The organism is Oceanimonas sp. GK1, assembly GCF_000243075.1.
Taxonomy (GTDB): Bacteria; Pseudomonadota; Gammaproteobacteria; order Enterobacterales; family Aeromonadaceae; genus Oceanimonas.
In genome coordinates this window covers 2231642-2256405 of record NC_016745.1, presented here as the reverse complement: position 1 = coordinate 2256405, position 24764 = coordinate 2231642, and the positions used below count along the sequence as shown (strand labels likewise).

28 protein-coding genes and 4 tRNA genes are annotated in these 24764 nt (G+C 56.3%); 21 read left to right on the top strand and 11 right to left on the bottom strand.

Features of this window, described 5'->3' with window-relative positions; genetic code table 11:
• Nucleotides 1-14: 14 nt before the first annotated feature.
• Together pyrD and GU3_RS10705 are read left to right on the top strand one after the other, a co-directional pair.
• Nucleotides 15-1022: a quinone-dependent dihydroorotate dehydrogenase gene (pyrD, locus tag GU3_RS10710; RefSeq protein ID WP_014292552.1), complete on the top strand. Its 1008-nt coding sequence runs from the start codon at nucleotides 15-17 to the stop codon at nucleotides 1020-1022.
• 87 nt (nucleotides 1023-1109) lie between these two features.
• The gene (locus tag GU3_RS10705) at nucleotides 1110-1646 is read left to right on the top strand and encodes a cell division protein ZapC (RefSeq protein ID WP_014292551.1); all 537 of its coding nucleotides are present in this window, start codon (nucleotides 1110-1112) and stop codon (nucleotides 1644-1646) included.
• 79 nt (nucleotides 1647-1725) lie between these two features.
• Here GU3_RS10705 and GU3_RS10700 read toward each other — a convergent pair.
• The 4 genes from GU3_RS10700 to GU3_RS10685 all read right to left on the bottom strand — a co-directional run bounded on the left by GU3_RS10700 (nucleotide 1726) and on the right by GU3_RS10685 (nucleotide 2149).
• Nucleotides 1726-1802, bottom strand: a tRNA-Met gene (locus tag GU3_RS10700).
• Nucleotides 1803-1842: 40 nt separating this feature from the next.
• Nucleotides 1843-1919 (bottom strand) — tRNA-Met (locus GU3_RS10695).
• Nucleotides 1920-1961: 42 nt separating this feature from the next.
• A tRNA-Met gene (locus GU3_RS10690) sits at nucleotides 1962-2038 on the bottom strand.
• Between the two features lie 34 nt (nucleotides 2039-2072).
• Nucleotides 2073-2149 (bottom strand) — tRNA-Met (locus GU3_RS10685).
• Between the two features lie 199 nt (nucleotides 2150-2348).
• Between GU3_RS10685 and rlmKL the strand changes: the two genes are divergently transcribed.
• The 4 genes from rlmKL (at nucleotide 2349) to rmf (ending at nucleotide 7093) form a co-directional block, all read left to right on the top strand.
• Nucleotides 2349-4451, top strand: coding sequence for a bifunctional 23S rRNA (guanine(2069)-N(7))-methyltransferase RlmK/23S rRNA (guanine(2445)-N(2))-methyltransferase RlmL (gene rlmKL / locus GU3_RS10680; protein WP_014292550.1), 2103 nt, complete (start codon nucleotides 2349-2351; stop codon nucleotides 4449-4451).
• Nucleotides 4448-4681, top strand: a complete 234-nt coding sequence (locus GU3_RS10675) for a glutaredoxin family protein (protein ID WP_014292549.1) — start codon at nucleotides 4448-4450, stop codon at nucleotides 4679-4681. The genes rlmKL and GU3_RS10675 overlap by 4 nt, the downstream gene beginning before the upstream one ends.
• A complete protein-coding gene (locus GU3_RS10670; RefSeq protein ID WP_014292548.1) occupies nucleotides 4678-6585 on the top strand; it encodes an ABC transporter ATP-binding protein in 1908 nt (635 codons plus the stop codon). Before GU3_RS10675 ends, GU3_RS10670 begins: the two co-directional genes overlap by 4 nt.
• A gap of 331 nt (nucleotides 6586-6916) precedes the next feature.
• Complete coding sequence (gene rmf, locus GU3_RS16800) at nucleotides 6917-7093, top strand: ribosome modulation factor (RefSeq protein ID WP_014292547.1); 177 nt, start codon at nucleotides 6917-6919, stop codon at nucleotides 7091-7093.
• A gap of 62 nt (nucleotides 7094-7155) precedes the next feature.
• On the opposite strand, the gene fabA is transcribed toward rmf, so the two are convergent.
• From fabA to GU3_RS10650, 4 genes are all read right to left on the bottom strand, one after another.
• On the bottom strand, nucleotides 7156-7686 hold the full coding sequence (gene fabA, locus GU3_RS10665) for a 3-hydroxyacyl-[acyl-carrier-protein] dehydratase FabA (protein WP_014292546.1): 531 nt from the start codon (nucleotides 7684-7686) through the stop codon (nucleotides 7156-7158).
• Between the two features lie 93 nt (nucleotides 7687-7779).
• Nucleotides 7780-9735: an AAA family ATPase gene (locus tag GU3_RS10660; RefSeq protein WP_014292545.1), complete on the bottom strand. Its 1956-nt coding sequence runs from the start codon at nucleotides 9733-9735 to the stop codon at nucleotides 7780-7782.
• A 244-nt stretch (nucleotides 9736-9979) separates the two neighbouring features.
• On the bottom strand, nucleotides 9980-10282 hold the full coding sequence (locus GU3_RS10655; protein WP_014292544.1) for an MTH1187 family thiamine-binding protein: 303 nt from the start codon (nucleotides 10280-10282) through the stop codon (nucleotides 9980-9982).
• A gap of 151 nt (nucleotides 10283-10433) precedes the next feature.
• The gene (locus tag GU3_RS10650; protein WP_014292543.1) at nucleotides 10434-10766 is read right to left on the bottom strand and encodes a helix-turn-helix domain-containing protein; all 333 of its coding nucleotides are present in this window, start codon (nucleotides 10764-10766) and stop codon (nucleotides 10434-10436) included.
• A 123-nt stretch (nucleotides 10767-10889) separates the two neighbouring features.
• Here GU3_RS10650 and GU3_RS10645 point away from each other — a divergent pair, with 123 nt between their 5' ends.
• From GU3_RS10645 to GU3_RS10610, 9 genes are all read left to right on the top strand, one after another.
• Nucleotides 10890-11120 (top strand): hypothetical protein, encoded by a 231-nt coding sequence (locus GU3_RS10645; protein ID WP_014292542.1) that lies wholly within the window; start codon nucleotides 10890-10892, stop codon nucleotides 11118-11120.
• 5 nt (nucleotides 11121-11125) lie between these two features.
• Nucleotides 11126-11332 (top strand): hypothetical protein, encoded by a 207-nt coding sequence (locus GU3_RS10640; protein WP_014292541.1) that lies wholly within the window; start codon nucleotides 11126-11128, stop codon nucleotides 11330-11332.
• Complete coding sequence (locus GU3_RS10635) at nucleotides 11325-12554, top strand: replication initiation factor domain-containing protein (protein ID WP_014292540.1); 1230 nt, start codon at nucleotides 11325-11327, stop codon at nucleotides 12552-12554. The genes GU3_RS10640 and GU3_RS10635 overlap by 8 nt, the downstream gene beginning before the upstream one ends.
• 15 nt (nucleotides 12555-12569) lie before the next feature.
• Nucleotides 12570-12878: a hypothetical protein gene (locus tag GU3_RS10630; RefSeq protein WP_014292539.1), complete on the top strand. Its 309-nt coding sequence runs from the start codon at nucleotides 12570-12572 to the stop codon at nucleotides 12876-12878.
• A 181-nt stretch (nucleotides 12879-13059) separates the two neighbouring features.
• Entirely contained in the window at nucleotides 13060-13200 is a 141-nt protein-coding gene (locus tag GU3_RS17230) for a major capsid protein (RefSeq protein WP_158308467.1), read from the top strand.
• Nucleotides 13201-13289: 89 nt separating this feature from the next.
• The gene (locus GU3_RS17100) at nucleotides 13290-14600 is read left to right on the top strand and encodes a virulence factor TspB C-terminal domain-related protein (RefSeq protein WP_148265896.1); all 1311 of its coding nucleotides are present in this window, start codon (nucleotides 13290-13292) and stop codon (nucleotides 14598-14600) included.
• A 2-nt stretch (nucleotides 14601-14602) separates the two neighbouring features.
• Complete coding sequence (locus GU3_RS10620) at nucleotides 14603-14899, top strand: DUF2523 domain-containing protein (protein WP_014292538.1); 297 nt, start codon at nucleotides 14603-14605, stop codon at nucleotides 14897-14899.
• Nucleotides 14896-15972, top strand: coding sequence for a zonular occludens toxin (locus GU3_RS16795; RefSeq protein WP_014292537.1), 1077 nt, complete (start codon nucleotides 14896-14898; stop codon nucleotides 15970-15972). Before GU3_RS10620 ends, GU3_RS16795 begins: the two co-directional genes overlap by 4 nt.
• The gene (locus GU3_RS10610; protein WP_041543121.1) at nucleotides 15911-17080 is read left to right on the top strand and encodes a type II secretion system protein GspD; all 1170 of its coding nucleotides are present in this window, start codon (nucleotides 15911-15913) and stop codon (nucleotides 17078-17080) included. The genes GU3_RS16795 and GU3_RS10610 overlap by 62 nt, the downstream gene beginning before the upstream one ends.
• Nucleotides 17081-17433: 353 nt before the next feature.
• Here GU3_RS10610 and GU3_RS17475 read toward each other — a convergent pair whose 3' ends face one another.
• Nucleotides 17434-17637 carry a DUF3653 domain-containing protein gene (locus tag GU3_RS17475; protein WP_371245761.1) on the bottom strand — a complete coding sequence of 68 codons (204 nt, stop codon included), beginning with the start codon at nucleotides 17635-17637 and terminating at the stop codon, nucleotides 17434-17436.
• Between the two features lie 316 nt (nucleotides 17638-17953).
• Entirely contained in the window at nucleotides 17954-19243 is a 1290-nt protein-coding gene (locus tag GU3_RS10600) for a site-specific integrase (protein WP_014292534.1), read from the bottom strand.
• A 126-nt stretch (nucleotides 19244-19369) separates the two neighbouring features.
• Between GU3_RS10600 and GU3_RS10595 the strand changes: the two genes are divergently transcribed.
• Nucleotides 19370-20152 carry a dienelactone hydrolase family protein gene (locus tag GU3_RS10595; protein ID WP_050899408.1) on the top strand — a complete coding sequence of 261 codons (783 nt, stop codon included), beginning with the start codon at nucleotides 19370-19372 and terminating at the stop codon, nucleotides 20150-20152.
• Between the two features lie 11 nt (nucleotides 20153-20163).
• Here the strand turns inward: GU3_RS10595 and GU3_RS10590 are convergent, their stop codons facing one another.
• Entirely contained in the window at nucleotides 20164-20634 is a 471-nt protein-coding gene (locus GU3_RS10590; RefSeq protein WP_014292532.1) for a hypothetical protein, read from the bottom strand.
• 308 nt (nucleotides 20635-20942) lie between these two features.
• Between GU3_RS10590 and ccoN the strand changes: the two genes are divergently transcribed.
• The 5 genes from ccoN (at nucleotide 20943) to GU3_RS10565 (ending at nucleotide 24763) form a co-directional block, all read left to right on the top strand.
• On the top strand, nucleotides 20943-22367 hold the full coding sequence (gene ccoN, locus GU3_RS10585) for a cytochrome-c oxidase, cbb3-type subunit I (RefSeq protein ID WP_041543119.1): 1425 nt from the start codon (nucleotides 20943-20945) through the stop codon (nucleotides 22365-22367).
• A gap of 12 nt (nucleotides 22368-22379) precedes the next feature.
• Nucleotides 22380-22988 (top strand): cytochrome-c oxidase, cbb3-type subunit II, encoded by a 609-nt coding sequence (ccoO, locus tag GU3_RS10580; RefSeq protein ID WP_014292530.1) that lies wholly within the window; start codon nucleotides 22380-22382, stop codon nucleotides 22986-22988.
• 11 nt (nucleotides 22989-22999) lie between these two features.
• Complete coding sequence (locus GU3_RS10575; protein WP_014292529.1) at nucleotides 23000-23215, top strand: cbb3-type cytochrome c oxidase subunit 3; 216 nt, start codon at nucleotides 23000-23002, stop codon at nucleotides 23213-23215.
• The gene (gene ccoP, locus GU3_RS10570; protein WP_014292528.1) at nucleotides 23212-24189 is read left to right on the top strand and encodes a cytochrome-c oxidase, cbb3-type subunit III; all 978 of its coding nucleotides are present in this window, start codon (nucleotides 23212-23214) and stop codon (nucleotides 24187-24189) included. The genes GU3_RS10575 and ccoP overlap by 4 nt, the downstream gene beginning before the upstream one ends.
• Before the next feature lie 88 nt (nucleotides 24190-24277).
• Nucleotides 24278-24763 carry a FixH family protein gene (locus tag GU3_RS10565; protein WP_014292527.1) on the top strand — a complete coding sequence of 162 codons (486 nt, stop codon included), beginning with the start codon at nucleotides 24278-24280 and terminating at the stop codon, nucleotides 24761-24763.
• Nucleotide 24764: the final 1 nt, after the last annotated feature.

Sequence of the window (24764 nt, the reverse complement as noted above, 5' to 3'; positions counted from 1 at the left end):
TAAGGAAGCGAAACGTGTATTCCCTGGTAAAACCCCTGCTGTTTCAGTGTGACCCCGAACATGCCCACGAGTTGACCATCAAGGCGCTGGCCAAAACCCAGCGCACGCCGCTGGAAGCGCTGTATCGTCGTCCGGCCATTCATAATCCGGTGAACGTGATGGGCCTGACCTTCAGCAACCCGGTGGGCCTGGCCGCCGGCCTCGACAAGAACGGCGAATGCATCGATGCCTTTGCCGCCATGGGTTTTGGCTTTGTGGAAGTGGGCACGGTGACACCCCGGCCCCAGGACGGTAACCCCAAGCCCCGACTGTTCCGGGTCAAGCCCGCCGAAGGCATCATCAACCGCATGGGCTTTAATAACAGGGGCATTGATTACCTGGTTGAAAATGTAAAGAACGCCCGCTTTAACGGCATTCTGGGCATCAATATCGGCAAAAACAAGGATACGCCCATCGAGCACGGCAAGGACGACTACCTGATCTGCATGGAGAAGTCCTATGAGCACGCCAGCTATATTACCGTGAACATCTCTTCGCCCAATACGCCGGATCTGCGTTCGCTGCAATATGGCGATGCCCTGGATGATCTGCTGGGCTCCCTGAAAGAAAAGCAGGCGCAACTGGCAGAAAAATACCACAAGCAGGTGCCGCTGGTGGTCAAGATAGCGCCGGATCTGGACGAGGCGGAAATTGAGCAGATTGCCGACAGCCTGGTGCGGTTCAGGCTCGATGGCGTGATCGCCACCAATACCACCCTGGACCGGGAGCTGGTGTTTGAGCTGCCCCACGCCCAGGAAGCGGGTGGCCTCAGTGGCCGTCCGGTGCAGAACAAAAGCACCCAGGTCATTGCCGAGCTGTCGCGCCGGCTTGATGGCAAACTGCCGATCATCGGGGTAGGGGGCATCGACTCGCTCACCGCCGCCCGGGAAAAAATGGCCGCCGGCGCCAGCCTGGTGCAGGTATACTCCGGCTTTATTTATCATGGCCCGAAACTGGTACAAAACCTGGCCACCTATCTGTAAGCTGTCATAATAATTTTCCCTCAACCACAAAATTCAATATATATTTAAGGCGTTGGGGGAAATTTTTTATTTTCACAAGGTGTGTGAATGCTGCTACAACCAAATGATCAATGGTGCTGGTTTGTCGGCGCAGACCGGCACCTGATGCTGGATCTGGGAGAGGAGATGCTCTTTGCCACTCCCTATTCACAAAAAAAACTGATTTGCGCCGACACGCTGCGGCAGAATTTTTCGGTGGAAGACACCGGGCTCTATTATACCTTTCTCGACAAACTCAGCTGTGTGGCCACGCCCTCCCGGCGGGTGCAGGCGGCGCTTAATGGCGTGGCCGTGGCCCGCTTTTATAAACCATTGATGCCCCAGAGCTGGTTTTTCGAACCTCAGGCCGATTACCATCAGCCCCAGCTGGGGGAACTGATTGGCCTCGACAGCGGCGAGCGCCGGCTGACCATGATGGTGGTGGAAACCTCGCCGTCGGCGTCGTTGTGTATTTCCCTGTCGGCGGACGTGCTCTTGAGTGACTCAAAGAAACTGCCGGTGTTTGGTGCCATCAAGGTGATGAACGACAGGCTGTTCAGCCTTGAAACAGACATGCAGATACAGGAAATGCGTCGGGTCGGCTGAAGCCGGCCGATGTGGTTTCACATGCGGTATTTTTAAATCTGGGGAGTATTACTAAGGCAGGGGAGTGTGTTCACCGGATTGGTTGCGGGAGCCGGATTTGAACCGACGACCTTCGGGTTATGAGCCCGACGAGCTACCAGGCTGCTCCATCCCGCGGCCGGTGTAATCACTTTGTCATTGCTTTGCAGTTATCAGTTGGTTGCGGGAGCCGGATTTGAACCGACGACCTTCGGGTTATGAGCCCGACGAGCTACCAGGCTGCTCCATCCCGCGCCAGTAACTGATAATGCTGTTGTGTCGTTGGTGTTAACCGATTGGTTGCGGGAGCCGGATTTGAACCGACGACCTTCGGGTTATGAGCCCGACGAGCTACCAGGCTGCTCCATCCCGCGGCCGGTAACACTACAACGTACACATTCTGAGAACTGGTTGCGGGAGCCGGATTTGAACCGACGACCTTCGGGTTATGAGCCCGACGAGCTACCAGGCTGCTCCATCCCGCGTCCTCAGGTGGTGCATACTAGTGATCCCCGTCACCAAAGGCAAGCCCCCGATTGAAACTTTATTTCGTTCGCTCAACAAAACGGCAAGATGTTCAACTGCTGAGCAGGGGGCGTGGCGGCCGGCTGCACCATTAATCCGCAGAAATCGCTCATCCACTCATGTATAATGCGGCCTCTCTATTTCTGACCATGCGTGATTATGCTGCCGTTTTTTGCTACCTGCCCCAAGGGCCTGGAATCCTTACTCTCTGATGAACTGCAAGCCCTTGGCGCCAGCCAGGTGCAGGAAACCGTGGCCGGCGTGGCCTTTCAGGGCGAACTGGAGGTCGCTTACCGAGCCTGCCTGTGGTCGCGGCTGGCCTCGCGCATCATGCTGCAGCTGGCCGACTTTCCCATGCGTGACGACATGGACCTCTATCTGGGCGCCAGCAACATAGAGTGGGAAACGCATATTCAGGAAGGCCAGACCTTTGCGGTGGACTTTTCCGGCAGCAACCGTGCCATCACCAACACTCAATATGGCGCCCTGAAAATAAAAGACGCCATCGTCGATCGCCTGAGCAAGCGCCGGAGCGAGCGGCCCAGTGTTGACAAGCGGTTTCCCGACATTCGTATTCTGGCGCACCTGAAGCGGGAACGCGTGAGCATTACCCTGGACCTGTCCGGCCCGGCCCTGCACCAGCGTGGCTACCGCCAGCAGCAGGGGGAAGCCCCGCTGAAGGAAAACCTGGCCGCCGCCATTTTGTTGCGCAGCGGCTGGGATGCCAAAAGTCCGCTGGTGGATCCCATGTGCGGCTCCGGCACCCTGCTGATAGAAGCCGCCCTCATGGCCGCCGATCAGGCACCGGGGCTGCTGCGTCCTCGCTTTGGCTTTATGGCCTGGTCCGGTCACGACCGTGAGCTGTGGCAGAGCCTGCACGCCGAGGCCACGGTGCGCGCCACCCGCGGTCTGAACAAGGCCGAAGCGGTGATCCATGGCGTTGATCAGGACAAACGGGTGCTGAGCTTTGCGCGGGAAAACGCCGAAGCCGCCGGCGTGGCGCAACTCATCCACTTTACCCAAGGGGTGGTGAGCGAGCTGAACAATCCGAGCGAACAGCCGGGCTGGCTGATTTCCAACCCGCCTTATGGTGAGCGGCTCAGCGAGTTCCCCTCCTTGCTGGGCCTGCACCAGAGCCTGGGTGACAGGTTACGGGATCAGTTCAAGGGCTGGCATGTCAGCCTGATCTCCAGCTCCCCCGAACTGCTCAGCTGTTTGCGCCTGCGTCCGGAAAAAACCTACAAGCTGTTTAACGGGGCGCTCGCCTGCGAACTGCGCAACTATTTCATTGCCGAGGACGCCCGGCCGGCGCGGCCACTGGCGGAAGACTTTGCCAACCGCCTGGCCAAGAACCTCAAGGCGCTGGACAAGTGGGCAAAAGGCGAGGGCATTGACTGCTACCGCCTGTATGATGCGGACCTGCCGGAATACAACGCCGCCATTGACCGCTATAAAGATCATCTGGTGATCCAGGAATACGCCGCGCCCAAGAGCGTGCCCGAGCACAAGGCCCGGGCGCGTTTCTTTGACCTGGTGCAGGCCACCATGACGGTAACCGGCGTGCCCGGCAATAAGGTGGTGCTCAAGGTGCGGGCCCGTCAGAAGGGCAATGAACAGTATGAGCGGCTCGACAAGCGCGAGCAGTGGATGGAAGTGCAGGAGCACAACGTCCGCCTGTTGGTGAACCTGCACGACTACCTGGATACCGGCCTGTTTCTCGATCATCGACCCATTCGTAAGCGCCTCGGCGAGCTGGCGAAAGGCAAGGACGTGCTCAATGTCTTTGCCTACACCGGCACCGCCACCGTGCATGCGGCCCTGGGCGGCGCCCGCTCCACCACCACGGTGGACATGTCGAAAACCTACCTCGGCTGGGCCGAGCGCAACATGCAGCTGAACGCCATGACCGGCCGTCGCCATCACTATATTCAGGCCGACTGCCTGAGCTGGCTGGCGAAAACCGACGGCGATTATGATCTGATCTTCGCCGATCCGCCGACCTTCTCCAACTCCAAGCGGATGGAAGACAGCTTTGACGTGCAGCGGGATCACCTGGAGCTGCTGCACCTGCTGAGCAAGCACCTGCGCAAGGGCGGCCTGCTGATTTTTTCCAACAACAAGCGCAACTTCAAGATGGACATGGAGGGCCTGGCGGCCCTGGGCCTGGAAGCGAAGGACATTACCCGCTCAACCCTGCCCAAGGACTTTGCCCGCAATCCGCAGATCCATAACTGCTGGGAAATCCGCTGGAGTGACCAATGAAACTGACGCTGTTTTCTACCGACGGCTGCCATCTGTGTGAGCAGGCTTGGGCCATGCTGGAGCAGACCGGGCTGGCCGCCGAGGCCGAGCTCAAGGACATCATCGACCACGAACCGTGGCTGGCGGCCTACCGCCTTCGCATTCCGGTCCTGCGCCGGGCCGACGGTGCCGAGCTGGACTGGCCCTTTACCGCCGACCAACTTATTGCATTTAATCAGGAACCATCATGAGTCTGCTTACCCTGCAAAACGCCCTGCTGGCCTACGGTGACGCACCGCTGCTGGATGGCGTGGAGCTCAATATTCAGGCCGGCGAGCGGCTGTGTATCGTCGGCCGCAACGGTGCCGGCAAGTCCACCCTGATGAAGGTGATCGCCGGCGACATTCAGCTCGACGATGGCCGCCGCCAGGTGCAGCAGGACGTGGTCATTGCCCGGCTGGAGCAGGATCCGCCCAAGGCGGACGACGATCAGACGGTGTTCGACTATGTGTCTGCCGGCTTGGCCGAGCTCGGCGAACTGCTGGCCCGCTACCACCACCAGCTGGAGCAGGTTAGCCACGACAGCTCGGAAAAAGCCATGAACGAGCTGATGCGGCTGCAGGAGCAGGTGGAGCACGCCAACGGCTGGCAGTTCGATACCCGCATCAACCAGAGCCTGACCCTGCTGGGCCTGAACGGTGACACCCGGCTCAAGGATCTCTCCGGAGGCTGGTTGCGCAAGGTGGCGCTGGCCCGGGCGCTGGCCAACGATCCCGACATTCTGCTGCTCGACGAGCCCACCAACCACCTGGACATTGACGCCATCGCCTGGCTGGAAAGCTTTTTGACGGACTTTCGTGGCGCCATTGTCTTTATCAGCCACGACCGCGCCTTTATTCGCAAGATGGCCACCCGCATTCTCGATCTCGACCGGGGAAAACTGTCCAGCTGGCCCGGCAACTACGACGACTACCTGGTCAGCAAGGAAGAAGCGCTGCGGGTGGAAGCGGAGCAGAACGCCCTGTTCGACAAGCGCCTGGCCCAGGAAGAAGCCTGGATCCGCCAGGGCATCAAGGCCCGTCGTACCCGTAACGAAGGCCGGGTGAGGGCACTGAAGGCATTGCGCAATGAGCGCAGCCAGCGCCGGGAGAGCCTCGGCAAGGTGTCCGTGACCCTGGATGACGTGCGCCGCTCGGGCAAGATTGTGTTCGAGGCCGAACACCTCGGCTTTGATTATGAAGGCAAGCCGCTGATTCAGGACTTTTCCGCCCTGGTGCAGCGGGGCGACAAAATCGCCCTGGTCGGCCCCAACGGCTGTGGCAAGAGTACGCTTATCAAGTTGTTGCTGGGACGCCTTGAGCCCAAACAAGGCAGTCTCAAGTGCGGCACCAAGCTGGAGGTGGCCTATTTTGACCAGTACCGGGAGCAGCTCGACCCCGAGCGTACCGTGATGGACAACCTGGCCGACGGCAAGCAGGAAGTGGAGGTGGGCGGCAAATCCCGCCATGTGCTGGGGTACCTGCAGGACTTTTTGTTTGAGCCCAAGCGGGCTCGTACGCCGGTGAAGGCGTTGTCGGGCGGTGAAAAAAACCGGCTGCTGCTGGCCCGGCTGTTCTTAAAGCCCAGCAACCTGCTGGTGCTCGACGAGCCCACCAACGATCTGGATGTGGAAACCCTGGAGTTGCTGGAAGAGCTGCTCGCCGATTATCAGGGCACCCTGCTGCTGGTCAGTCACGATCGGGACTTTATCGACAACACCGCCACCCATTGCTGGACCTTTGAAGGCAACGGCCGTATCGACGAATACGTGGGCGGCTACCAGGACATGCAGGCCCAGCGGGCACGCCAGGCCGAGGGGAGCGCATCGGCCCCGGCCAGGGCAGAAAAAGCCGGGCCGGCCAGGGCCGAAAAGCCGAAAGCCTCGGGCAAGAAGCTGTCTTACAAGCAGCAACAGGAGCTGAACGGCCTGCCGGCCCGACTCGAGCAACTGGAGCAGCAGATTGAAACGCTGCAGCACGCCATTAACAGCCCGGACTTTTTCTCCCAGGCCGAGGAAGTGACCCAGCAAACACTGCAGCAACTGGCGGCGGTGGAAAGCGAGCTGGAAGCGGCCTTTGCCCGTTGGGAAGAGCTGGAGGAGCTGGCGGCGGGTTAATCCGGCGGGTTTACCACATTGGTTATAAGTCATGCCGGCCCTTGAGCCGGCATCTTTTTGGCCGCAGCCGACGCCATGCCACCACCAGGCGCCGGCTCAGTTCCTGCGCGGCAACGATTTGGTCCCGCGGCCATCTGCACCTGAAGTGATCAAACTCACATTTCGGTGTTTTCTCTTTTCATCAAAACTTCATAAATATCAGTCGCTAAAACGCCACACTGCTCTATGCTCAAAAATTAACCCTTGAGAACGGCGGTCAACTCATCTATTTCTTAAGTGCGGCAGGATGAAACGCCGCGCACTTTTTGTTGATTAAACGAGGGTAATACCTATGAAGAGACAAAAACGTGACCGTTTGGAAAGAGCGCGTACCCGCGGTTACCAAGCTGGAGTCAGTGGACGTTCCAAAGAGCAGTGCCCCTACAACGATTTTGACGCCAAAGGCCATTGGCTAGGGGGCTGGCGAGATGCCATGGAAGACAAAGGTTCCGGCCTCTTCATCAAGTAAAACAAGTCATCATCATCAACAAAAAGGCCCCGCAATTGCGGGGCCTTAACGTATTCGACCAATCAGAACGTGGAGGTGTCGGTAAACAGGCCCACTTTCAGATCCTTGGCTTCGTAGATGGGGCGGCCATCCACTTCCACCACGCCATCGGCGATGCCCATGATCAGCTTGCGCCAGATCACCCGCTTCAGGGTGATCTTGTAGGTCACCTTTTTGGCGGTCGGCAGGATCTGGCCGGTGAATTTCACTTCACCCACGCCCAGGGCACGGCCCTTGCCGGGACCACCTTTCCAGCCCAGGAAGAAACCCACCAGCTGCCACATGGCATCCAGGCCCAGGCAACCGGGCATCACCGGATCGCCGGGGAAATGGCAGTCAAAAAACCACAGGTCGGGAGTGATATCCAGCTCGGCCAGGATCTCGCCCTTGCCGTGCTCGCCGCCCTCGTCACTGATGTGCACAATGCGGTCCATCATCAGCATGTTGGGGGCGGGCAGCTGGCTGTTGCCGGGGCCAAACAGCTCGCCCTGGCTGCAGGCCAGCAGTTCTTCTCTGGTAAAGCTGTGTTTACCCAGTTCTTTTTGTGAAGGCATTCCACTCTTCCGTTTTTTCATCGGGCACCGAGGCCCGGGTGTAAAATTGGCGTCACTTTAGCGAACAGCTGTGCACCAGGCAAGTCCGATCTGTTAACGGCGCCACAACCGGCGCCAAAAACCGCTTTCCATAGTATGACCGTTAAGGTCGTCCAGCCGTTCACGAATGCGACCAAACAGGGTGTAGGGATCGTCCACCTTGCCCGCTTCGCAGCCCATCAGCAGGGCGATGGCTTCTTCCACCCGGGCCACCGGATGAATGTGGAAACGGCCTTCGGCCACGGCGTCGGCGACCTCGTCCGACAGGTTGAGCTGCAGCCGGTTGCTGGCCGGGATCAGTACCCCCTGCTCACCGGTGACGCCCTGCAGGCGGCACAGCCGGTAAAACCCCTCGATTTTTTCATTCACGCCGCCCACCGGCAGCACGTTGCCAAACTGATCCACGGCACCGGTGATGGCGAAATGCTGGTAAATGGGCTCCCGGGCCAGGGCCGAGAGCAGGGCACAGAGGCCGGCCAGCGCCGCGCTGTCGCCGTCGATTTCGTGGTAGGACTGTTCAAACACCAGGTTGGCGGATAGCGGCGAGGGGTGTTCGGCACCAAACAGGTTGGCCAGGTAGCCGTGAATGATCATCATGGCCTTGGCATGAATATGCCCGGCCAGATCCGCCTTGCGCTCGATGTCGGCCACGTCGCCGTCGCCCAGGTGCACGGTGGCGGTCAGCCGCACCGGCTCGCCAAAGTCGTAGGGATGGCCGGCAATCTGAATAACCGACAGGCCATTGATCTGGCCGACTTCCCGCCCTTGAGTCTGCATCAGGTACTGGCCGTCGCGCACCCCCAGATCCGACTGCTCCACCAGAAAATTAAGCCGCTGATCCTGCTCTTCCTGGGCCAGGCGCAGGTGACGTTCGGTTACCAGCTCGCTGTGTTCCCGGGCGGCAATCACGTCCGCCAGCTGCATCATGGCCACCAGTTGGGCTTCCACCAGCGACAGCCGGTGCTGGTGCTCGGTGATGCGGCTGCCATAGCGGCACAGCCGGGCCACGGCGCCCGCATCCATGTCGCGCAGACCGTACTTTTGGCGCAGGTGCGCCAGGTAGCCCAGGTAGGAGGGCAGATCCGCCACGGCGTCCCATTCCGGAATGATATCGGCACGCAGAAACGCCAGGGTATCGAGCTCCCGGTCGAGCAGGTGCAGCTCGGCCACCGCCAGCCGGTCGCCCACCAGAATAAGGTGCACATCCAGCGGCGGCGGCTCGGGCTGAAAGTAAAAGGCGGCCATCTCGCTGGGCCGGCTCCATTCCACCCGTTGGGTGGCCAGGGCGTTTTTCAGCCGGAACCAGAGGTTGGGCTGATCCAGCAGCTCCTCGATGGGCACGATGAGATAGCCGCCGTTGGCCTGGTGAATGAGCCCCGGCTCCAGCAGGTGATGGTGACTGAACACCGAACCCTGCTCGGTCTGAAAGTGAATGGCGCCAAACAGCTGCTCGGGAGTGAACTGGCGGGCGTGCACAATGGGAATGCGGTTGTCGTGCCGATGCACCATCAGATTGATCAGAATGGGATGGCTGAAACCGCCGCCCGAGGCCACATGCTGGGCCAGACTCGACAGGTAGTCGGCCACCTTTTCATCCTGGCCCTGCTTTTTAAGAATGCGCTCAACGATGTGCTCCGCTTCCAGATGGCGGGAGCTCAGCTCCAGCAACTGGCCCACCAGCTCGCAGAACTCAATGCCGGTGCCGGCCTTGAGCCGCAGCCAGATGGGCTTTTGCGGGTGATGCAGGTTTTCCGCATAACAGAGGTCAAACAGATCGGCGTGATCGGCGTGGCGCTTGACCAGATCCTGCACCAGCTCTTCCACGTCCAGGCCGGCAAAGCCGTTCAGCAACAGAATGGGATTGACGGAATTCAGCCCCGACAGAGTGGCAAAGGCCGAGTCGGCCCGCTGCTGCAGGGCGCTGAAGGGCAGGGGAGCCGCATCGTTCAGAGTGGTCAGGTTGGGTAATGAAAATGCAGGGGCCAGCTCGGCCGGGCTCAGTGATTGCACTGGTTCACTCGTTCTAGGGGTCAATGGCGGCCAGTATACTGCAGCGGCGCGTTCGTTACAGCCGGCCCGGCCATTTTCCCGACTTGCTTTGCTCAGCCTCGGAACGGCCAGCCGCTGTCACGACCGTGACTAGCATAAACGTCTGCGATGAAAACTGTGGCCCCGGTAAATCTTGATACTTGCCAGCATAATATATGGATGAGTGGCACCGAAGGCCCCAAGCCGGTTGTTCGGTGCCACTGGTTCAGTCAGCCAGCTTTTGCTGCACGCTGGTGACCTTGTCGGCCATGGTCTGCGCCCGGTCGTTGCGGGTGCCGAGCTTAATATGGCTGGTGATGCGCACGGCGCCGGCCTCGTGCAGTACTTCATGGCAGCGCCTGACCGCCGCCATCACGTCGTCCCATTCGCCTTCCACATTGGTGCCATAACCATGCATGGTGTGCGTGAGTCCCGCATCCTCAAAAATCTGCTGACACATGGCCACATAGGGCGACACCGACACGCCAACGCCGCCGGGCGAGACCATGATATCCATCAGTACGTACATAACTGCTCCTTGGTGAAATGATTCTAAGTGAAGTGCTCAGTCATTCGAGCCAAAGCGCAGGCTGACCACAAGGGCCAGATGGCGAGTTTGCATTGGCCAGTGGAATGGTGGGTATTCGGACTATCGAATACAATATTTAACATAATATACATTATGCGAAGTAAGAGATGGATTGACTTAACAGCCCGAAACCCAGCACTGCCACGGCTTGCACGGTGTTTCGGTGTTCTCTAATCAACCTCTCCCAGACCGCTTTTGTGCTCTCTGACTTGGCTCTGGCCTTGGCCAGCTCTAGTAGTACTTCGCTTGGGTCCAGACCGACAACCTTAGCAATGTAAGTTGCTGTTTCATCTGTAAATTCTTTTTGTCCGCTGTAAATTTCTGATACGTGAGCTTTGCTAAATCCTAGTTCTGCTGCGACTTGCTTCTGAAGGTTGTATTTCTTTGCCTTCATCAGCTTCTCTATGAGCGTTTTTGAGTACATTTCGTGCATTCCTTCAAAGTCAAGAGTCTTGATTCTAGTTCGTTAGTAATCTGATTTCCTTGCTTGTTGTTCGCAAAACAGCGGACTAACATCATTGCCAATTCGTAAGTTTGAGAACTGACCATGACTGCATCAATCTTTCTTAACGATTACCAGGTCGAGCTGCTGTGCAAGGCTCGCGACCTTCAAGAGCGCCGTAAGGCTTCACTTGACTCCATTTCTGATGGGACCTTTCCCTGTTCTACTTTTGATGCGATTCAGGTTTATCAGCATTTGGATGAGCAGCTCGATAGTACCCTGATTGATTTTGCATCATCCGTCCTTCTTTATCTTCCCGCTGATTTTGCTGAGTGACTGTCATGGCCATCACCATCTACTGGCAAGAACAACCTGAATTCGGCCCCGGCTGGGTGTCTGCTTGGGTTGGTGGTGAGGTAGAAATGTTCCCGAGCATGAGCCGCCTTCGTCAACACTTGATGTTCGAGTATGACGATTACGAACTCTCTGAGGTTACCCAGGACAACTGGCGCGAACTGTACGATGCCGGGGTGTTTCGCCATGGCTAAGGTCATTCACGATTACCTCTCGTTCACCTGGTCGCCTGAGCAGCTTTTGCGAATGAAGGCGCTGGCCCGTACTGGTGCCATTGTTACTACGCCCTACTCCAAGCGGTTTGACGGTCAGCATGATTGGGCGTTCTGGCGTGACGTGAGCAACGCCTTCCGGCGTGAAATGGCAGACCAGCTTGATGAGGCCATGGGCGGTGCTGAGTTCGTGGCGGCTGACCTCGACTATAACGATGCGTACAGCGACATCGTCCAGCATTACGGCGTCCAGTTACTTGATTGTCTTTGTCACGGTGAGGTGGCGGCTCTGGTGCAGGAACTTAACTTGCACATGGTTCCGGACAATGACCATGGTATTACCCAGCGATTCAGCTATGAGCCCCGGCGTGGTGGCATGTACGGCTACCAATACTCGGCCACGCTCAAAATTGACGGTGCTAATGCCGGGATAGTGGCATGGGGTGCTGAGAATGGCGGCTGCATGGTGTCAATTACCGGTGCCGGCTGCGAGGCCGTCGATTTCACCATTATGCACAAGATTCTGAACCGGTTACCGGGTATCAAAATCACCCGGGTTGATCTCGCCCTGGACGACTATGAGGGCATGGCGTTCTCTGCTGCCGGTTTCCGCGAAATGGCATTGGACGGTCTGTTTTCTGGCAAGGGTCGTCCCCCTCGGTATACCTATATCGAGTCGGGCCATATTAATCTGATTGACTCCAAAGCTGCTAAAAAGCGTTTCGGCATGGTGCCGGATTTGGGGTGTTCGTTCTACGTTGGTGCCCGTGAGTCCGGCAAAGTGTTCCGCGCTTATGAGAAAGGTCGACAAATGCAGTCCGAGGAACATCCGAACTGGCAACGGGCTGAGGTTGAAATCAGGTCAAAGGACCGGGTTATTCCTCTGGACGTTTTGCTTAATCCTGATGCGTATTTTGCTGGCTCCTACCCTGCTTTGGCTGGGCTTTTAGAACAGGTCGAGCCCGAGCGCATTCGTACGTTCAAAAACAAATTCAAAATAGACCGTCAACGGGCTATTGAGTCCGCGGCCATCCAGGCCGGGCGGTTGATCAACTATCTGGCACGGTTTGAAGGTATTGCACCTGGTGAAATCTGTCACCGGCTGACTTCACACCTTGGCATTGATGATATTCCGGAGCGGCTAAAGCGGCCGCTTAGCTACGAAATTTTATCAACAAGCGGCACAATCGAGCCGGCGTTTTAATTAAGGGGTGTTCATATGTCTATGATGCATGTAATGGCGGTTATCCAGGTGACCAAAGGTTTTGGTGTTTCTCGCAAGTCTGGCGTTCCCAAGCCCTATGACTTTGCCCAGCTCACCTATTTGGTGCCGGCAAAGTCTATTACCAAGGAAGAAACCAACATCATTAACTACGGGTACGATAGCCGTGATATTGGGGTGATGAATACGCCTGAAACCATTGAAACGCTGAAAAGCATTCCGTTTATGCAGCCGGTCAAGCTCGTTCTTGAAGCTGACCCGGAAAACCCGAGCCGTAACGTTGTAGTGGGTTGGGAAGCTGCATAATGGTGATATACGCCTGTGACGCCGTGGTTGATGGCGTCTGCCAGAATCCGCAAGCGTTAGAGGTGTATTTTATGTCCAGCCTTATGGCTGAATCATGGCCGTTAATCGGCGCTATGGCACTGATGATATGTGTTGCCGGCGGTTACGGTCTTATTAGTAACTTTGTATCGAGGTGATAAATATGGAAGCAATCGACGTAACCGAGGCTTTAACCGCTATTGGCCTGCTTACTGCTGCTGTTGCTGCTATCGGCGGGGCTAAAATGGGCGTTAATGGTCTGGTGTTTGTGTGGCGTAAAATTCAGGGTGTTGTTAGCCGTTAAAATGGCTCTTCCCGCTGTTGTTTTTCTGGGGGGCTTCGGCTCCCCTTTTTTATTGGGTGCAATATGTTAATTATGGACGCTGAGGGATTATGGCTATTCGTTATTTCATTATGTTTCTTGGGCTGTGTTTTTCTAATATGGCGTTAGCGGCTTATAAAGTTGATGTTGTCAGTAACATTTATGCTAAACCGGCTGATATTCAAATCACTTATTATAGTTCTGTTTCTTTAAGTTCTGAGCAGGTTGCCAATAGTATTGCTTCTAGCGCGGGCTGCTCTCCTATGGGCTATGATAGTTATTATAAATCTTATAAAAGTTATTGTGGCTCCGGCGATAATACTAAGGTTCGCTATACTCGCGTAACCGTTAGTTATTCAAATTGTATTATTTATGATGATGGTGCATCCTGCAAACAGCCCGATGAGGGTTGTTCTGATTTAGATTCTACATTTACAACAACAGGTTCTATTTCTTCAGCTTGTCTTAAAATGCCTTCTGGTTCTTATTGTGAAAGTCAGTGTGCTTCTGGCATTTGTGTTGATACTGGTGACGGTGTTCATGACCATACATTGACCGGTTCGTCTTGTTCTCCTACTGATACAACTAATGACATTTGCGAAACAAATCCAGTTACTGGAGAAACAAAATGTTTCTCATCTGAATACAATCCAAACCCGACTAATCCAGCTAAACCTGATTCCGGCATCTCAGGTCCTGTTGATACATCTACGGGTTCAGGCGGTGGCTCTATATCAACTGGTGGTGGCTCTACCTCTGGTGGCTCTGTCAGTTCTCCTGTTGACTCTTCAGGTGCGACTAGGGATTATACGGCGGCATTGAACCAGATGATTGCCAATCAGCATGAAATCAATAACAGCGTCCTTTCTGTCGTAAATAACCAGCTTCACAGCTATAACGCCTTATTGTCCATTAGAGCTGCTAATCAGGGTATTAGGGATAACACCGCTGAATCTAATCAAATTTTGTCTGACATATTGGCAAGACTTGAATCTATGGGTTCTGGTTCTGACGGCGGTAACGATGGTGGTGACTCAGGTTCTGACGGCTCCGGTTCTGGTGGTGACTCTGGTTCCGTGTCTGGTGCGGGATCCACTTATGAGCTGCTGGCCAACGCCGATGTTCCCGAACTACCAGGGCAATCCAGTGTCTTGCCTGAGCAGGTTGTTGATTTTTCCAATTTCGAGCAATACATAAAAACGGACTATTTTGGCGGCGGTTCTGGTTCCTGTCCTCCTGATTACTCAATTACCATTCCTGGCTTTTCCGACTTCACGATTACTTATCAGCCATTCTGTGACTTTGCCGTTCTTGTTCGCCCGGTGATTATTCTTCTGGCATGGGTGGCGTTTATTCTTTCATTGCGTAACTTGAGGGCCTAACAATGCACTTCGTCACTGCGATTCTGATGGGTTTACTGGCGTTCTTGGGTGAGGCATTAACTCGTTGGCTGCTTTCCCTTGGCGCCGGCTTTGTGGTTTATCAGGGGGCTGATTTTATGCTTTCCCAACTTATCTCTAAGGCGCAGTCTCTATGGAATGGACTCCCTTCCCATATCATTCAAATTCTGGCCATGGCCGGCGTTAATGAGGCCATATCAATTGGTCTTTCCGGTGTTGTCTTTCATGTAACCATGTCCTTTGTTAATCGTCGAATTATGTCGTTTCGGAGTGCTCAATGATACGTTTAATTACTGGCTTTCCGGGGGCGTCTAAATCACTCAATACTGTAAAGGAGGTGATTGAGGATTTAGATTATTCTGGCCGTCCTGTTTATTACTACAATATTAAGGCGCTGATTGTCGATTTGGATTTTGCTTGCACCTTCGCCGGCTGGTTTTATGGCAAGTGGCTACCTAATGCGTCCGATGCTGATTTAGAGCGGGTGTTGCCTATCGTGCGGGCTATACATAAAAAGTCTGATGTTGTTACCGAGGATGATTTGCCCTTTTTGGTTTGTTTTTGGCGGCAAGAGCCTATTTATCAGACTTGGATTGATTGGGTTCTGAAGCTGTATCCGGAAAAGAAAACTGCCGAGCTTCGTCGTTTCCTTGATGCCTGTAAGCATTTCGATTTTAAGCCTACAAAGAAGCGGCTTGAACGGTTTAATCTGCATTGGAAGAAAATGGAACATCCGCACCAGTGGTATAAATTGCCTTATGGTGCCGTCATGATAATCGATGAGGCGCAGGAATTTTTTCCGCCTCGTTCTGTTGGCTCCAAAGTGCCGGAGCATATAGCAAAGATGAACGTTCATCGGCATTCAGGCTTTGACCTGCATTTGGTAACGCAGCAGCCCCGCTTGGTTGATACACAAATTCGGTCTGTCACTGGTCGCCATATTCATTTTCATAATCCGGATAATGGTGAAAAGGTCGTTCGTTATCAGTCCAGCAAATTGATGGACGTTGAAAATGAAAGCAGTCTGAAAGAGTGTTTAAATCTGAGTTATGAAAAGCGTGATGCCAAGTTCTATGGTTCTTATTATTCCGCTGAAATACATACCCACAAAAAGATAGTGCCCGACTTTTATAAGAAAATAATCCCATCGTTGCTCTTGGCCCTGGTCGGTATGGGTGGTGCTGGCTATGTGTTTATGCAATTGGGTTTTTCTGAAGTATTTGCCGGCGAAGCTGAAGAAACAGTAAACCACCAGGTCGAGTCACAAGAACATGAACAAGGGGAACAATACGATGAACAAATTCAAAATACTGCTCGCTGCCTGTTTGTTGGCGAGCGTCGCATCTGTCGTTAATGCTATCGAGACCGATGGTCAGCCCATGACCCTCGACCAGTTCTCCGACTTGATAGGCATGGCCATTGGGCGCAACGTTGTGATCTCCTCTGCGCTGGATATGAATGCCAGGGTGTATGGTGCTGATGTGTCTGATAACACCATTGATGTTTTTGAGGCGGTTATTAAAGCGAACGGTCTTCAAATTCAGACCGTGGGTGACGTTGTTTACATTTACCAACTGGATGAAACCATAAAGCCCGATTACGGCATATTCCCGATACGATTGACTTATCCGCGGCCCACATTGGCCGATGATATGTCGGCTATGTTTACGTGGCTTGAAAGTGTTCATGAAGCGCCTTGCTCATTCGTTCAGGCCTCGCCTTTGGCTGTCCATGCAAACTGTCCCTTATTCGTTCAGGATGCTGTTAAGGCGGTAGGCGGCATGTTTGATGCTACGCCACCGCAATATGTGGTTCGGGCCTATGTTGTCGAAACGACGAATATTACGGCGTCCGAGTTGGGTCATAAGTTCGGTTATCGTGGATCCCGCTCTGGCGTGGTGTGGAACCCGCAACCTGACATCAAAATTGACTTGGGTAATGCGGCCATCCAGGCCGACTTCGATGACTTCACTTTGTTTGGTCGGTATCTGGCCCGTGAGTCCGGTGTATCTATGGTCAGTCAGCCTATGCTTGCAGTCGACGCCGGCTTGCCGGCTCGCATACACGTTGGCAACAACGTGCCTATTGTTGTCAGGGCGGCTACCGAAGAGCAGGGGGCCAGTATTGAGCGGCGTGATGTGGGCGTGATCCTCGACGTGTTGCCGGTTCAGCTTTCCGGGGGCCGTGTGCATTTGACCGTTAAAACCGATGTCAGTCGGGTCGATGAAGTGACAAACCAGTTTGGTGCCATCATATCCAGTCGCTCCATTGATACCACGCTCACTCTTAAGGAAGGTGAAACCGTGGTGCTCGGTGGCCTGATTGACTACTACACGGAAAAGTCAGCACAGGGCATACCGATATTGCGTTCCCTGCCGCTGGTCGGCTCCGTGTTTCGCGGCAGCCTGGACAACGCAGACCGGCGTGAAATATCCGTGATGCTGCGTGTTGAGCCGGCATAACCGCGCGGGGGATGCGTGCGCTTGCGCACGGGCGCGCGCGCGGTTGGCCGCCTCCTTCGCACCGTCTACTTATTTCACTGGCTGCCTTTCAACCGTGGCCGCGAAAACGGGCCTTCATCCATTGGGGCCCCGCTTGCGGGGTGGGTATGGGCAACGCCCATGTTAAACCTGCGTCATATCGGCCCCCTCCGGGGCCTTTCGTGTATCTGGGGGAGTGGGGTTGAACATAGCTCGCCCCGCGTCCTGCTAAACCCTAGCGGCCATACAGTTCATGCCGGGCTATTGCCGCACGGCAGGCACGGTTCCGGGGCTTCCCCCCCCGTATAGTAATACGGGGGGAATTACACTCCGACCTATCGTCTTACTCGGTTCAGCCTTTCCCGAATCATCCGGGCACGTTCGGGGTCACCCTGGGCGCCGGTGTCCACAGCGTATTGCAGGGCTCGGATCCTTTTCGCCGTGAACCTTAGCCCTTCGGGGCTGATCAAGTGCGCTCCGGATACCCGCCAGCCTTCCCAGTCTTTCGATAGTGGGGCCAGGCGCTGGCCGGTGGCCATCTGCATCAGTAGTCGGCACTCGGGTGGGATGGGCCTTCCCGCATCCCATTTTGTGACCGTCATCACGCTTTTAAAACAAAGTTTTGCTGTTTCTTCGACTGTCAGCCCACATTCAAACCAACGAAAGATGTAATTTTTGTTATGTTTCGCATACTTCAACTTAAAAGCCTCGTTTTCTAGTGTTTTCAGGCGTTTAAGTCAATCTCTCAATTTAACAATCCCTTGCATTATGCGAAGTGGTGTATGGTGGGCCTAGCGCCCATTCCGGGCTGTCCTCCCAGGGCCATGCTCGCTGTCACCACACTTCCATTACTCTTCAGTCCCGCAATCGGTCCAGCCGTTTGTTGGCGGCACTTTCGTGGCGCTCCACCTTGCCGGTGTGCAGGTATTGCGAGGTGGTGTCGATGCTGTCGTGGCCGGCGTCGGCCTGCACGTGAGACAGCGGCCGGCCGTTGTAGTTGATGTCGTGGGTAATGCCGGTGTGACGAATGCCGTGCACGGTGAGCGTGCGCATCTCGGCGGCATCCTGATCAAAGCCGTCGGTCATGGCGGCATCGGCGGCGGCGGCCAGCAGTTCGTTGAGCAGTTCACGCAATTGGCGAATCCCCAGGTTGGCGTTGAGAAGGCCCCGATCCCGGCCTCGCCCGGCGGCCCGGTGGCGGACAAACAACGGGGTGGCTTCACCGGGTGCCGGCAGCGGCGACAGTTCCAGATAGGCACGATAGCGCTTAAGGGCATCCAGCAGTTCCCGGGATACCGCCACCGTGCGCTTTTTGCCGCCCTTGCTGACGGGAATGTAAAAACTCCAGATCCCGGTTTTGGCATCCCGCCGAAACTGGCTCATCACCGGGGAAAAGCCCGGCCGGGCCGCCACTTCCGAAATGCGCAGGTAACAGCCGTACATCAGCGACACCAGAAACAGGGTGCGTTCATGGCGTTCGGGAGCCTCATCGGCCAGCCGCTGGGCGGTGTTCATCACGTAGGACCATTGCAGATCGCTGAACACCCGCACCTCGTCTTCTTCGCCAAACCGGGTCGCCACCGGGGCCGTGGTGCCAAAGCGGCTGTGGCGCATCCACATGGTGGCCGGGTTGCGCTCGGTGACTTCCTCATTAATGAGATAGCCATAAAAGGAAGACAATACCGCCATCTTGGTTTTCAGGGCCTTGTCGCTGAGCCGGTACGGCTGCTCGACGCCGTCGAGCTTTTTACCCAGAAACGGCCGCCACAACGGATTGGGCCGGCGCTCGCCCAGCTCCCGGTCGGCCATGAACTGGGCCACATTGCGATAGGCAATCAGCGCCTTTGGCGGTGCCAGGCAATAGTCCACATAGCGGTTCATGGTACGCCGGGTTACGTCCACCGGCGAAATCTGCTCCACCTCCAGGCACCAGTGCAGAAAGGTAGTCAGCTCGCTGCGGTAGGTCTTGTAATTATTCTCGCTGTAGCGGCTCTCCAGTAGCCACTCCATGGCGTGCTCATAGATAAAGGCGGCGTCGGGCACCCGGCCGAGGGTGAGCTCGGCGATATGCTGATTGACCAGACTATTGCCCTCTTCCAGGTACTGGGGAGCGTCAAACAGGGGAAAAACCGGGGGTGTGTCCATGGGCTGAAAAGACAGAGACAAAGAATGGTGCACGCATAATGCCGATAAATCCAGTTATCGGCAATGAGCCTGAGGGGTGTGCACTGCTCTATGCTTTAGGTTCATTCACTGATGGGAACCATTGCCATGAAATTACTGATGCCGTTGCTGTTTATGTTACTGAGTACCGCCCTGCACGCCGAGGTGATCACCGAAGAGCGGGATTACCAGGTCGACGGCCAGACCTTTCGGGGCTATTTCGCCCTTGACCGCACCGCCACGACGCCCCTGCCTGGTGTGCTGGTGGTACACGAATGGTGGGGGCTGAACGATTATGTGCGGGAGCGCGCCCGCATGCTCGCCGAGCTGGGTTATGCGGCCTTTGCCCTTGACATGTATGGGGACGGTAACACGGCCACTCACCCGACCCAGGCCGGTGCCTTTGCCGAGGCCTCACTGTCCTCCCTGCCCCAGGCAGAACAGCGCTTTAACGCCGCCCTCGCCCTGCTGGCATCCGATGAGCGGGTTGATGGCTCCCGCATCGCGGCCCTGGGATATTGTTACGGCGGTGGCGTGGTACTGCACATGGCCCGTGCCGGTGCCAAGCTCAAGGCAGTCGCGAGTTTTCATGGCTCTCTGGCGCCCAAATCCGCTCCCCTGCCCAGCCACAGTCCGGTACGTATCGCCGTGTTCAACGGCGCCGCCGATCCCCTGGTGCCGGCGGCACAGGTGGCGGCCTTTCGGGAGGAAATGGAGCAGGCCGGTGCCGATTACCTGCTGATCAATTATCCCGGCGCCTTGCATGGCTTTACCAACCCGGCGGCGGATCAGACCGCGACCGAATTCGGCCTGCCCCTGGGCTATGACAAGGCCGCCGACGAGGACTCCTGGCAGCGGCTTCAGGTGTTCCTGAACCAGAGCCTCAGATAACCTCTGGCGGGTCAGTGCCTGACCTCAAACAAAAAGCGGTAACTCAGGGGCTGCCCCCGGTGTTCCACTTCCACCACCCAGGCCCAGAGCATGCGGGCCTCGGTGCAGCTGCCCACCAGCGCCTGCCCCTGCCAACGGCCTTCGCTTACGGGCTTTAGCAGGGCCGGCAGCGTTCCCATGTACATGCTTTCCCCTTCCAGTACGCTGCGGGTCACCCTCGCTTCGGGATCCGACAGCAGCAGCTCAAGGGTAAAGGGGGTTTCCGCCTGAAGCTCATCACTGACCAGGCGGGCCTCGGCGGTCAGTCCCTGTTGTTCAAGGATGCATTTATTGTGACTTACATCACAATAATCGAATTTTTCCGTGACAACGTCAGACGCTGGCGGCTCGTCGCTGCAGGTCCGCAACCAGAAGGCGGCGGATAAAACAGCCATTACCAACAGAATTTGCACCAGTTTGGGGCCGGTCAGTCGCTCTCTCATGGGGTTTTGTATCCTGTTTCGGGACGCATTCAGGGGCCGGGTTGATCTCGATCAACGCGCGCCCTTATGCCTTGTGTGGGGCCTTAAGGGGTAATCATATTACTGTTTATACTGTTTTTTTGGCACCCACTCCTTTATCATCACTGCCGGGTTTTTGGGGCCTGCTTTGCTTTGTTAACAAAGGGTTAATGAAGCTTTGCGGGTAGTGAAAGCCTGATAAATAGAAACCGGTAATTTTATCCTTCCGATGTGAGCACTTCGCGTGAGCACAAGATCTGAATAACAGCAGTGGAAGCGGAACTATAACGATGAGTCAAACTAATAATCAACCAAACTACAACTACACAGTAGTTCGTCAGTTTACGGTCATGACCGTAATCTGGGGCGTTGTAGGTATGTCGTTGGGTGTGCTGATCGCAGCACAGCTTATCTGGCCTGCCCTCAACTTCGAAACACCCTGGCTGACCTACAGCCGGTTACGTCCGTTGCACACCAATGCGGTTATTTTTGCATTTGGTGTCAGCGCCCTGATGGCCACGTCCTTCTACGTGGTGCAGCGTACCTGTAATACTCGCCTGTTTGGTGGTCCGCTGGCCTCCTTTGTGTTCTGGGGCTGGCAGGCGATCATCATTTCGGCGATCGTTACCCTGCCGCTGGGCTACACCAGCAGCAAGGAATACGCCGAGCTGGAGTGGCCGATCGACATCGCCATTGCGGTGGTCTGGGTGTCCTACGCCATTGTGTTCTTCGGTACCCTGTACAAGCGCACCACGTCCCACATCTATGTGGCCAACTGGTTCTACGGTGGCTTTATTCTGACCGTGGCCGTGCTGCACATCGTCAACAGCATGGCCATTCCGGTGTCCGGCATGAAGTCTTACTCCATGTACTCCGGTGCCGCCGACGCCATGATCCAGTGGTGGTACGGCCATAACGCCGTGGGCTTCCTGCTGACCGCCGGTTTCCTCGGCATGATGTACTACTTCGTGCCCAAACAGGCCGGCCGCCCGGTTTATTCCTATCGTCTGTCCATCGTGCATTTCTGGGCGCTGATCACCCTGTATATCTGGGCCGGTCCGCACCACCTGCACTACACTGCCCTGCCCGACTGGGCGCAGTCTCTGGGCATGGTAATGTCTCTGATCCTGTTTGTGCCGTCCTGGGGTGGCATGATCAACGGCATCATGACCCTGTCCGGCGCCTGGCACAAACTGCGTTATGACCCCATTCTGCGTTTCCTCATCGTGTCCCTGTCGTTCTACGGCATGTCCACCTTTGAAGGCCCGATGATGGCGATCAAGACCGTGAACGCCCTGTCCCACTACACCGACTGGACCGTGGGTCACGTGCACTCCGGCGCCCTGGGCTGGGTTGCCATGGTATCTATCGGCTCCGTTTATCACCTGATCCCCAACCTGTTCGGCCAGAGCCGCATGTACAGCCTGGGTCTGATCAACACCCACTTCTGGCTGGCGACCATCGGTACCGTGCTGTACATCGTGGCCATGTGGATCAGCGGTGTGATGCAGGGTCTGATGTGGCGTGCGGTCAACGAGGACGGCACCCTGACCTACAGCTTTGTTGAAGGTCTGCAGGCCTCCTACCCGTTCTACTTCGTGCGTTTCCTGGGCGGTGTCTTCTTTGTCGCCGGTATGCTGCTGATGCTGTACAACGTGTACCGTACCATCAAGGCGCCGAAAGGCTCCCTGCAAGCTATCCCCCAACCGGCCTAAGGAGACTCGTGAATGAAAAACCGTCATGAACTGGTCGAAAAGAATGTCACCTGGTTGGCAATTCTGACCGTTGTAGCCATCAGTTTCGGTGGTCTGGTAGAAATCGTACCGCTGTTTTTCCAGCAGCAGACCAACGAGCCGGTTGAGGGCCTGCGCCCCTACACCGCACTGGAAATGGAAGGCCGTGATATCTACATCCGTGAAGGTTGTACCGTTTGTCACAGCCAGATGATCCGTCCGTTCCGTGCCGAAACCGAGCGCTATGGTCACTACTCCGTGGCCGGTGAAAGCGTGTGGGAGCACCCCTTCCTGTGGGGCTCCAAGCGTACCGGTCCGGATCTGGCCCGGGTGGGCGGCCGTTACTCCGACGAGTGGCACCGTGTGCACCTGATCAACCCGCGTGACGTGGTGCCCGAGTCCAACATGCCGGCCTTCCCCTGGCTGGAAACCAATGTGCTGGACGGCGCCAACACCGCCGAGAAACTGCGCGTTTTCCGGGATAACTTCGGCGTGCCCTACACCGACGCCGACATTGAAGGTGCCGAGGCCGCGGTGAAGGGCAAAACCGAAATGGATGCCGTCATCGCCTATCTGCAATCCTTGGGACACGCCCTTAAATAACCGGAGTCGATATGGATTTCAGTACCTTGGAAGCCCTCAAGCCGATGCTGATAAGCTTTCAGACCCTGGCCCTGCTGATTTTGTTTGTAGGCATAGTGTGGTGGGCCTACGGCAAGCGCAGAAAGGGCAAGTTTGATGATGCCGCCAACTCCATCTTCGATGATGAGGAGCGGGAAAAACCGCGCCGGGGTACTGAGCAGGATCGCGCAGGAGCTAATAAAGAATGAATACTTTTTTGAGCATTTTTGTAACCGTGATCAGCCTGGGCACCATTTTTGGCTGCCTGTTCCTGCTGATCTGGTGCACCAAAGACAAGATGGGAATGGAAGAAGGCGCGCCCACCGGGCACACCTTTGACGGTATCTCCGAGCTGAACAATCCGCTGCCCAAGTGGTGGAGCTACATGTTCATCTTCATGATCGTCTTTTCCCTGATCTATCTGGTGCTGTATCCGGGCCTGGGCAACTTCAAGGGCGTACTGGGCTGGGAAAGTTCCAACCAGGACATTCGCTCCCTGGAAGAGTCCCGTGCGGCCTCTGCCGCCGCCCGGGAAGAAGGCCGGCTGGTGCAGTACGAGCGTGAAATGGTGAAGGCCGATGAGGTCTTTGGTGCCAAGTTCCGTGAACTGGTCTACGAGGCCGATGGCCAGACCTACCGCGCCATTGCCGACATCGCTCACGACGAGGAAGCCACCAAGGTGGGCCAGCGTCTGTATCTGCAGAACTGTGCCCAGTGCCACGGCTCCGACGCCCGTGGTGCCCGCGGTTTCCCCAACCTGACCGACGGCGACTGGCTGTGGGGCGGCTCTCCTGAAGCCATCAAGCACACCATCATGGCCGGCCGCAAGTCTGCCGGTATGGCGGCTTGGGAGCCGATGCTGGGTGAAGAGGGCGTGAAAGAAGTGGCCAGCTATGTGCTCAGCCTGTCCGGCCGCAAGGTCGACCCGGTGGAAGCACAGAAAGGCCAGGCCCGCTTTGGTATCTGTGCCGGCTGTCACGGCGCCGATGGTAAAGGTAACCCTGCCCTGGGCGCGCCCAACCTGACCGACAACATCTGGCTGTATGGCGGCTCCCGCGCCGCGGTGGAAGACTCCATTCGCAACGGTCGTGCCGGTGTCATGCCCGCCTGGAATGACATTCTGGGCGAAGACAAGGTGCATCTGCTGGCATCTTATGTCTACAGCCTGAGCAACGAGCAATAAAGCCCCCGGGCTTTGAATTGAAAGCCCCGTTCGCGGGGCTTTTTTGTTATATTGGCAGCCGACCTTTTTCGTAGTAGGAATCCCTGTTATGCAACGTCCCTGGTATCAACAATTCTGGCCCTGGTTTCTGATCGCTCTGCCGTTCTGTGTGGTGGTGGCCAGCCTGTATACCCTGTATCTGGCCAGTACCCATGCCGATACCATGGTGGTCGATGACTATTACAAAAAAGGCCGAGCCATCAACCAGGATCTGAGCGAGCTGAAGGAAGCCGAGCGGCGCGGGCTGGTGGCCGAAATCCGCTTTAACAACGGCGAACTGGCGGTGAAAATGCAGGGCGAGCATGAGGCCGGCGAAGCCATTTATCTGCTGCTGAGCCACCCCACCCTGGCCGAGCAGGACGTTCGCGCCCTGCTGAGCAGTGATGCCAACGGCGTTTATCGCCTGCGCCCGGATCATGAGCTGCTCAAGGGCAAATGGAACCTGCAACTGGAAGCCTTTGACAAGCGCTGGCGACTGCAGGACACGATTTACCTTCCCACTTCCGACTGGCTTCAAATCCGCCCCGGGAGCTGAG

Coding starts and splice junctions, on each gene's coding strand:
- GU3_RS10705 (WP_014292551.1), top strand. CDS start 1,110: ATGCTGCTACAACCAAATGATCAATGGTGCTGGTTTGTCGGCGCAGAC.
- rlmKL (WP_014292550.1), top strand. CDS start 2,349: ATGCTGCCGTTTTTTGCTACCTGCCCCAAGGGCCTGGAATCCTTACTC.
- GU3_RS10675 (WP_014292549.1), top strand. CDS start 4,448: ATGAAACTGACGCTGTTTTCTACCGACGGCTGCCATCTGTGTGAGCAG.
- GU3_RS10670 (WP_014292548.1), top strand. CDS start 4,678: ATGAGTCTGCTTACCCTGCAAAACGCCCTGCTGGCCTACGGTGACGCA.
- rmf (WP_014292547.1), top strand. CDS start 6,917: ATGAAGAGACAAAAACGTGACCGTTTGGAAAGAGCGCGTACCCGCGGT.
- fabA (WP_014292546.1), bottom strand. CDS start 7,686: ATGCCTTCACAAAAAGAACTGGGTAAACACAGCTTTACCAGAGAAGAA.
- GU3_RS10655 (WP_014292544.1), bottom strand. CDS start 10,282: ATGTACGTACTGATGGATATCATGGTCTCGCCCGGCGGCGTTGGCGTG.
- GU3_RS10650 (WP_014292543.1), bottom strand. CDS start 10,766: ATGTACTCAAAAACGCTCATAGAGAAGCTGATGAAGGCAAAGAAATAC.
- GU3_RS10645 (WP_014292542.1), top strand. CDS start 10,890: ATGACTGCATCAATCTTTCTTAACGATTACCAGGTCGAGCTGCTGTGC.
- GU3_RS10640 (WP_014292541.1), top strand. CDS start 11,126: ATGGCCATCACCATCTACTGGCAAGAACAACCTGAATTCGGCCCCGGC.
- GU3_RS10635 (WP_014292540.1), top strand. CDS start 11,325: ATGGCTAAGGTCATTCACGATTACCTCTCGTTCACCTGGTCGCCTGAG.
- GU3_RS10630 (WP_014292539.1), top strand. CDS start 12,570: ATGTCTATGATGCATGTAATGGCGGTTATCCAGGTGACCAAAGGTTTT.
- GU3_RS17230 (WP_158308467.1), top strand. CDS start 13,060: ATGGAAGCAATCGACGTAACCGAGGCTTTAACCGCTATTGGCCTGCTT.
- GU3_RS17100 (WP_148265896.1), top strand. CDS start 13,290: ATGGCTATTCGTTATTTCATTATGTTTCTTGGGCTGTGTTTTTCTAAT.
- GU3_RS10620 (WP_014292538.1), top strand. CDS start 14,603: ATGCACTTCGTCACTGCGATTCTGATGGGTTTACTGGCGTTCTTGGGT.
- GU3_RS16795 (WP_014292537.1), top strand. CDS start 14,896: ATGATACGTTTAATTACTGGCTTTCCGGGGGCGTCTAAATCACTCAAT.
- GU3_RS10610 (WP_041543121.1), top strand. CDS start 15,911: ATGAACAAATTCAAAATACTGCTCGCTGCCTGTTTGTTGGCGAGCGTC.
- GU3_RS17475 (WP_371245761.1), bottom strand. CDS start 17,637: ATGGCCACCGGCCAGCGCCTGGCCCCACTATCGAAAGACTGGGAAGGC.
- GU3_RS10600 (WP_014292534.1), bottom strand. CDS start 19,243: ATGGACACACCCCCGGTTTTTCCCCTGTTTGACGCTCCCCAGTACCTG.
- GU3_RS10595 (WP_050899408.1), top strand. CDS start 19,370: ATGAAATTACTGATGCCGTTGCTGTTTATGTTACTGAGTACCGCCCTG.
- GU3_RS10590 (WP_014292532.1), bottom strand. CDS start 20,634: ATGAGAGAGCGACTGACCGGCCCCAAACTGGTGCAAATTCTGTTGGTA.
- ccoN (WP_041543119.1), top strand. CDS start 20,943: ATGAGTCAAACTAATAATCAACCAAACTACAACTACACAGTAGTTCGT.
- ccoO (WP_014292530.1), top strand. CDS start 22,380: ATGAAAAACCGTCATGAACTGGTCGAAAAGAATGTCACCTGGTTGGCA.
- GU3_RS10575 (WP_014292529.1), top strand. CDS start 23,000: ATGGATTTCAGTACCTTGGAAGCCCTCAAGCCGATGCTGATAAGCTTT.
- ccoP (WP_014292528.1), top strand. CDS start 23,212: ATGAATACTTTTTTGAGCATTTTTGTAACCGTGATCAGCCTGGGCACC.
- GU3_RS10565 (WP_014292527.1), top strand. CDS start 24,278: ATGCAACGTCCCTGGTATCAACAATTCTGGCCCTGGTTTCTGATCGCT.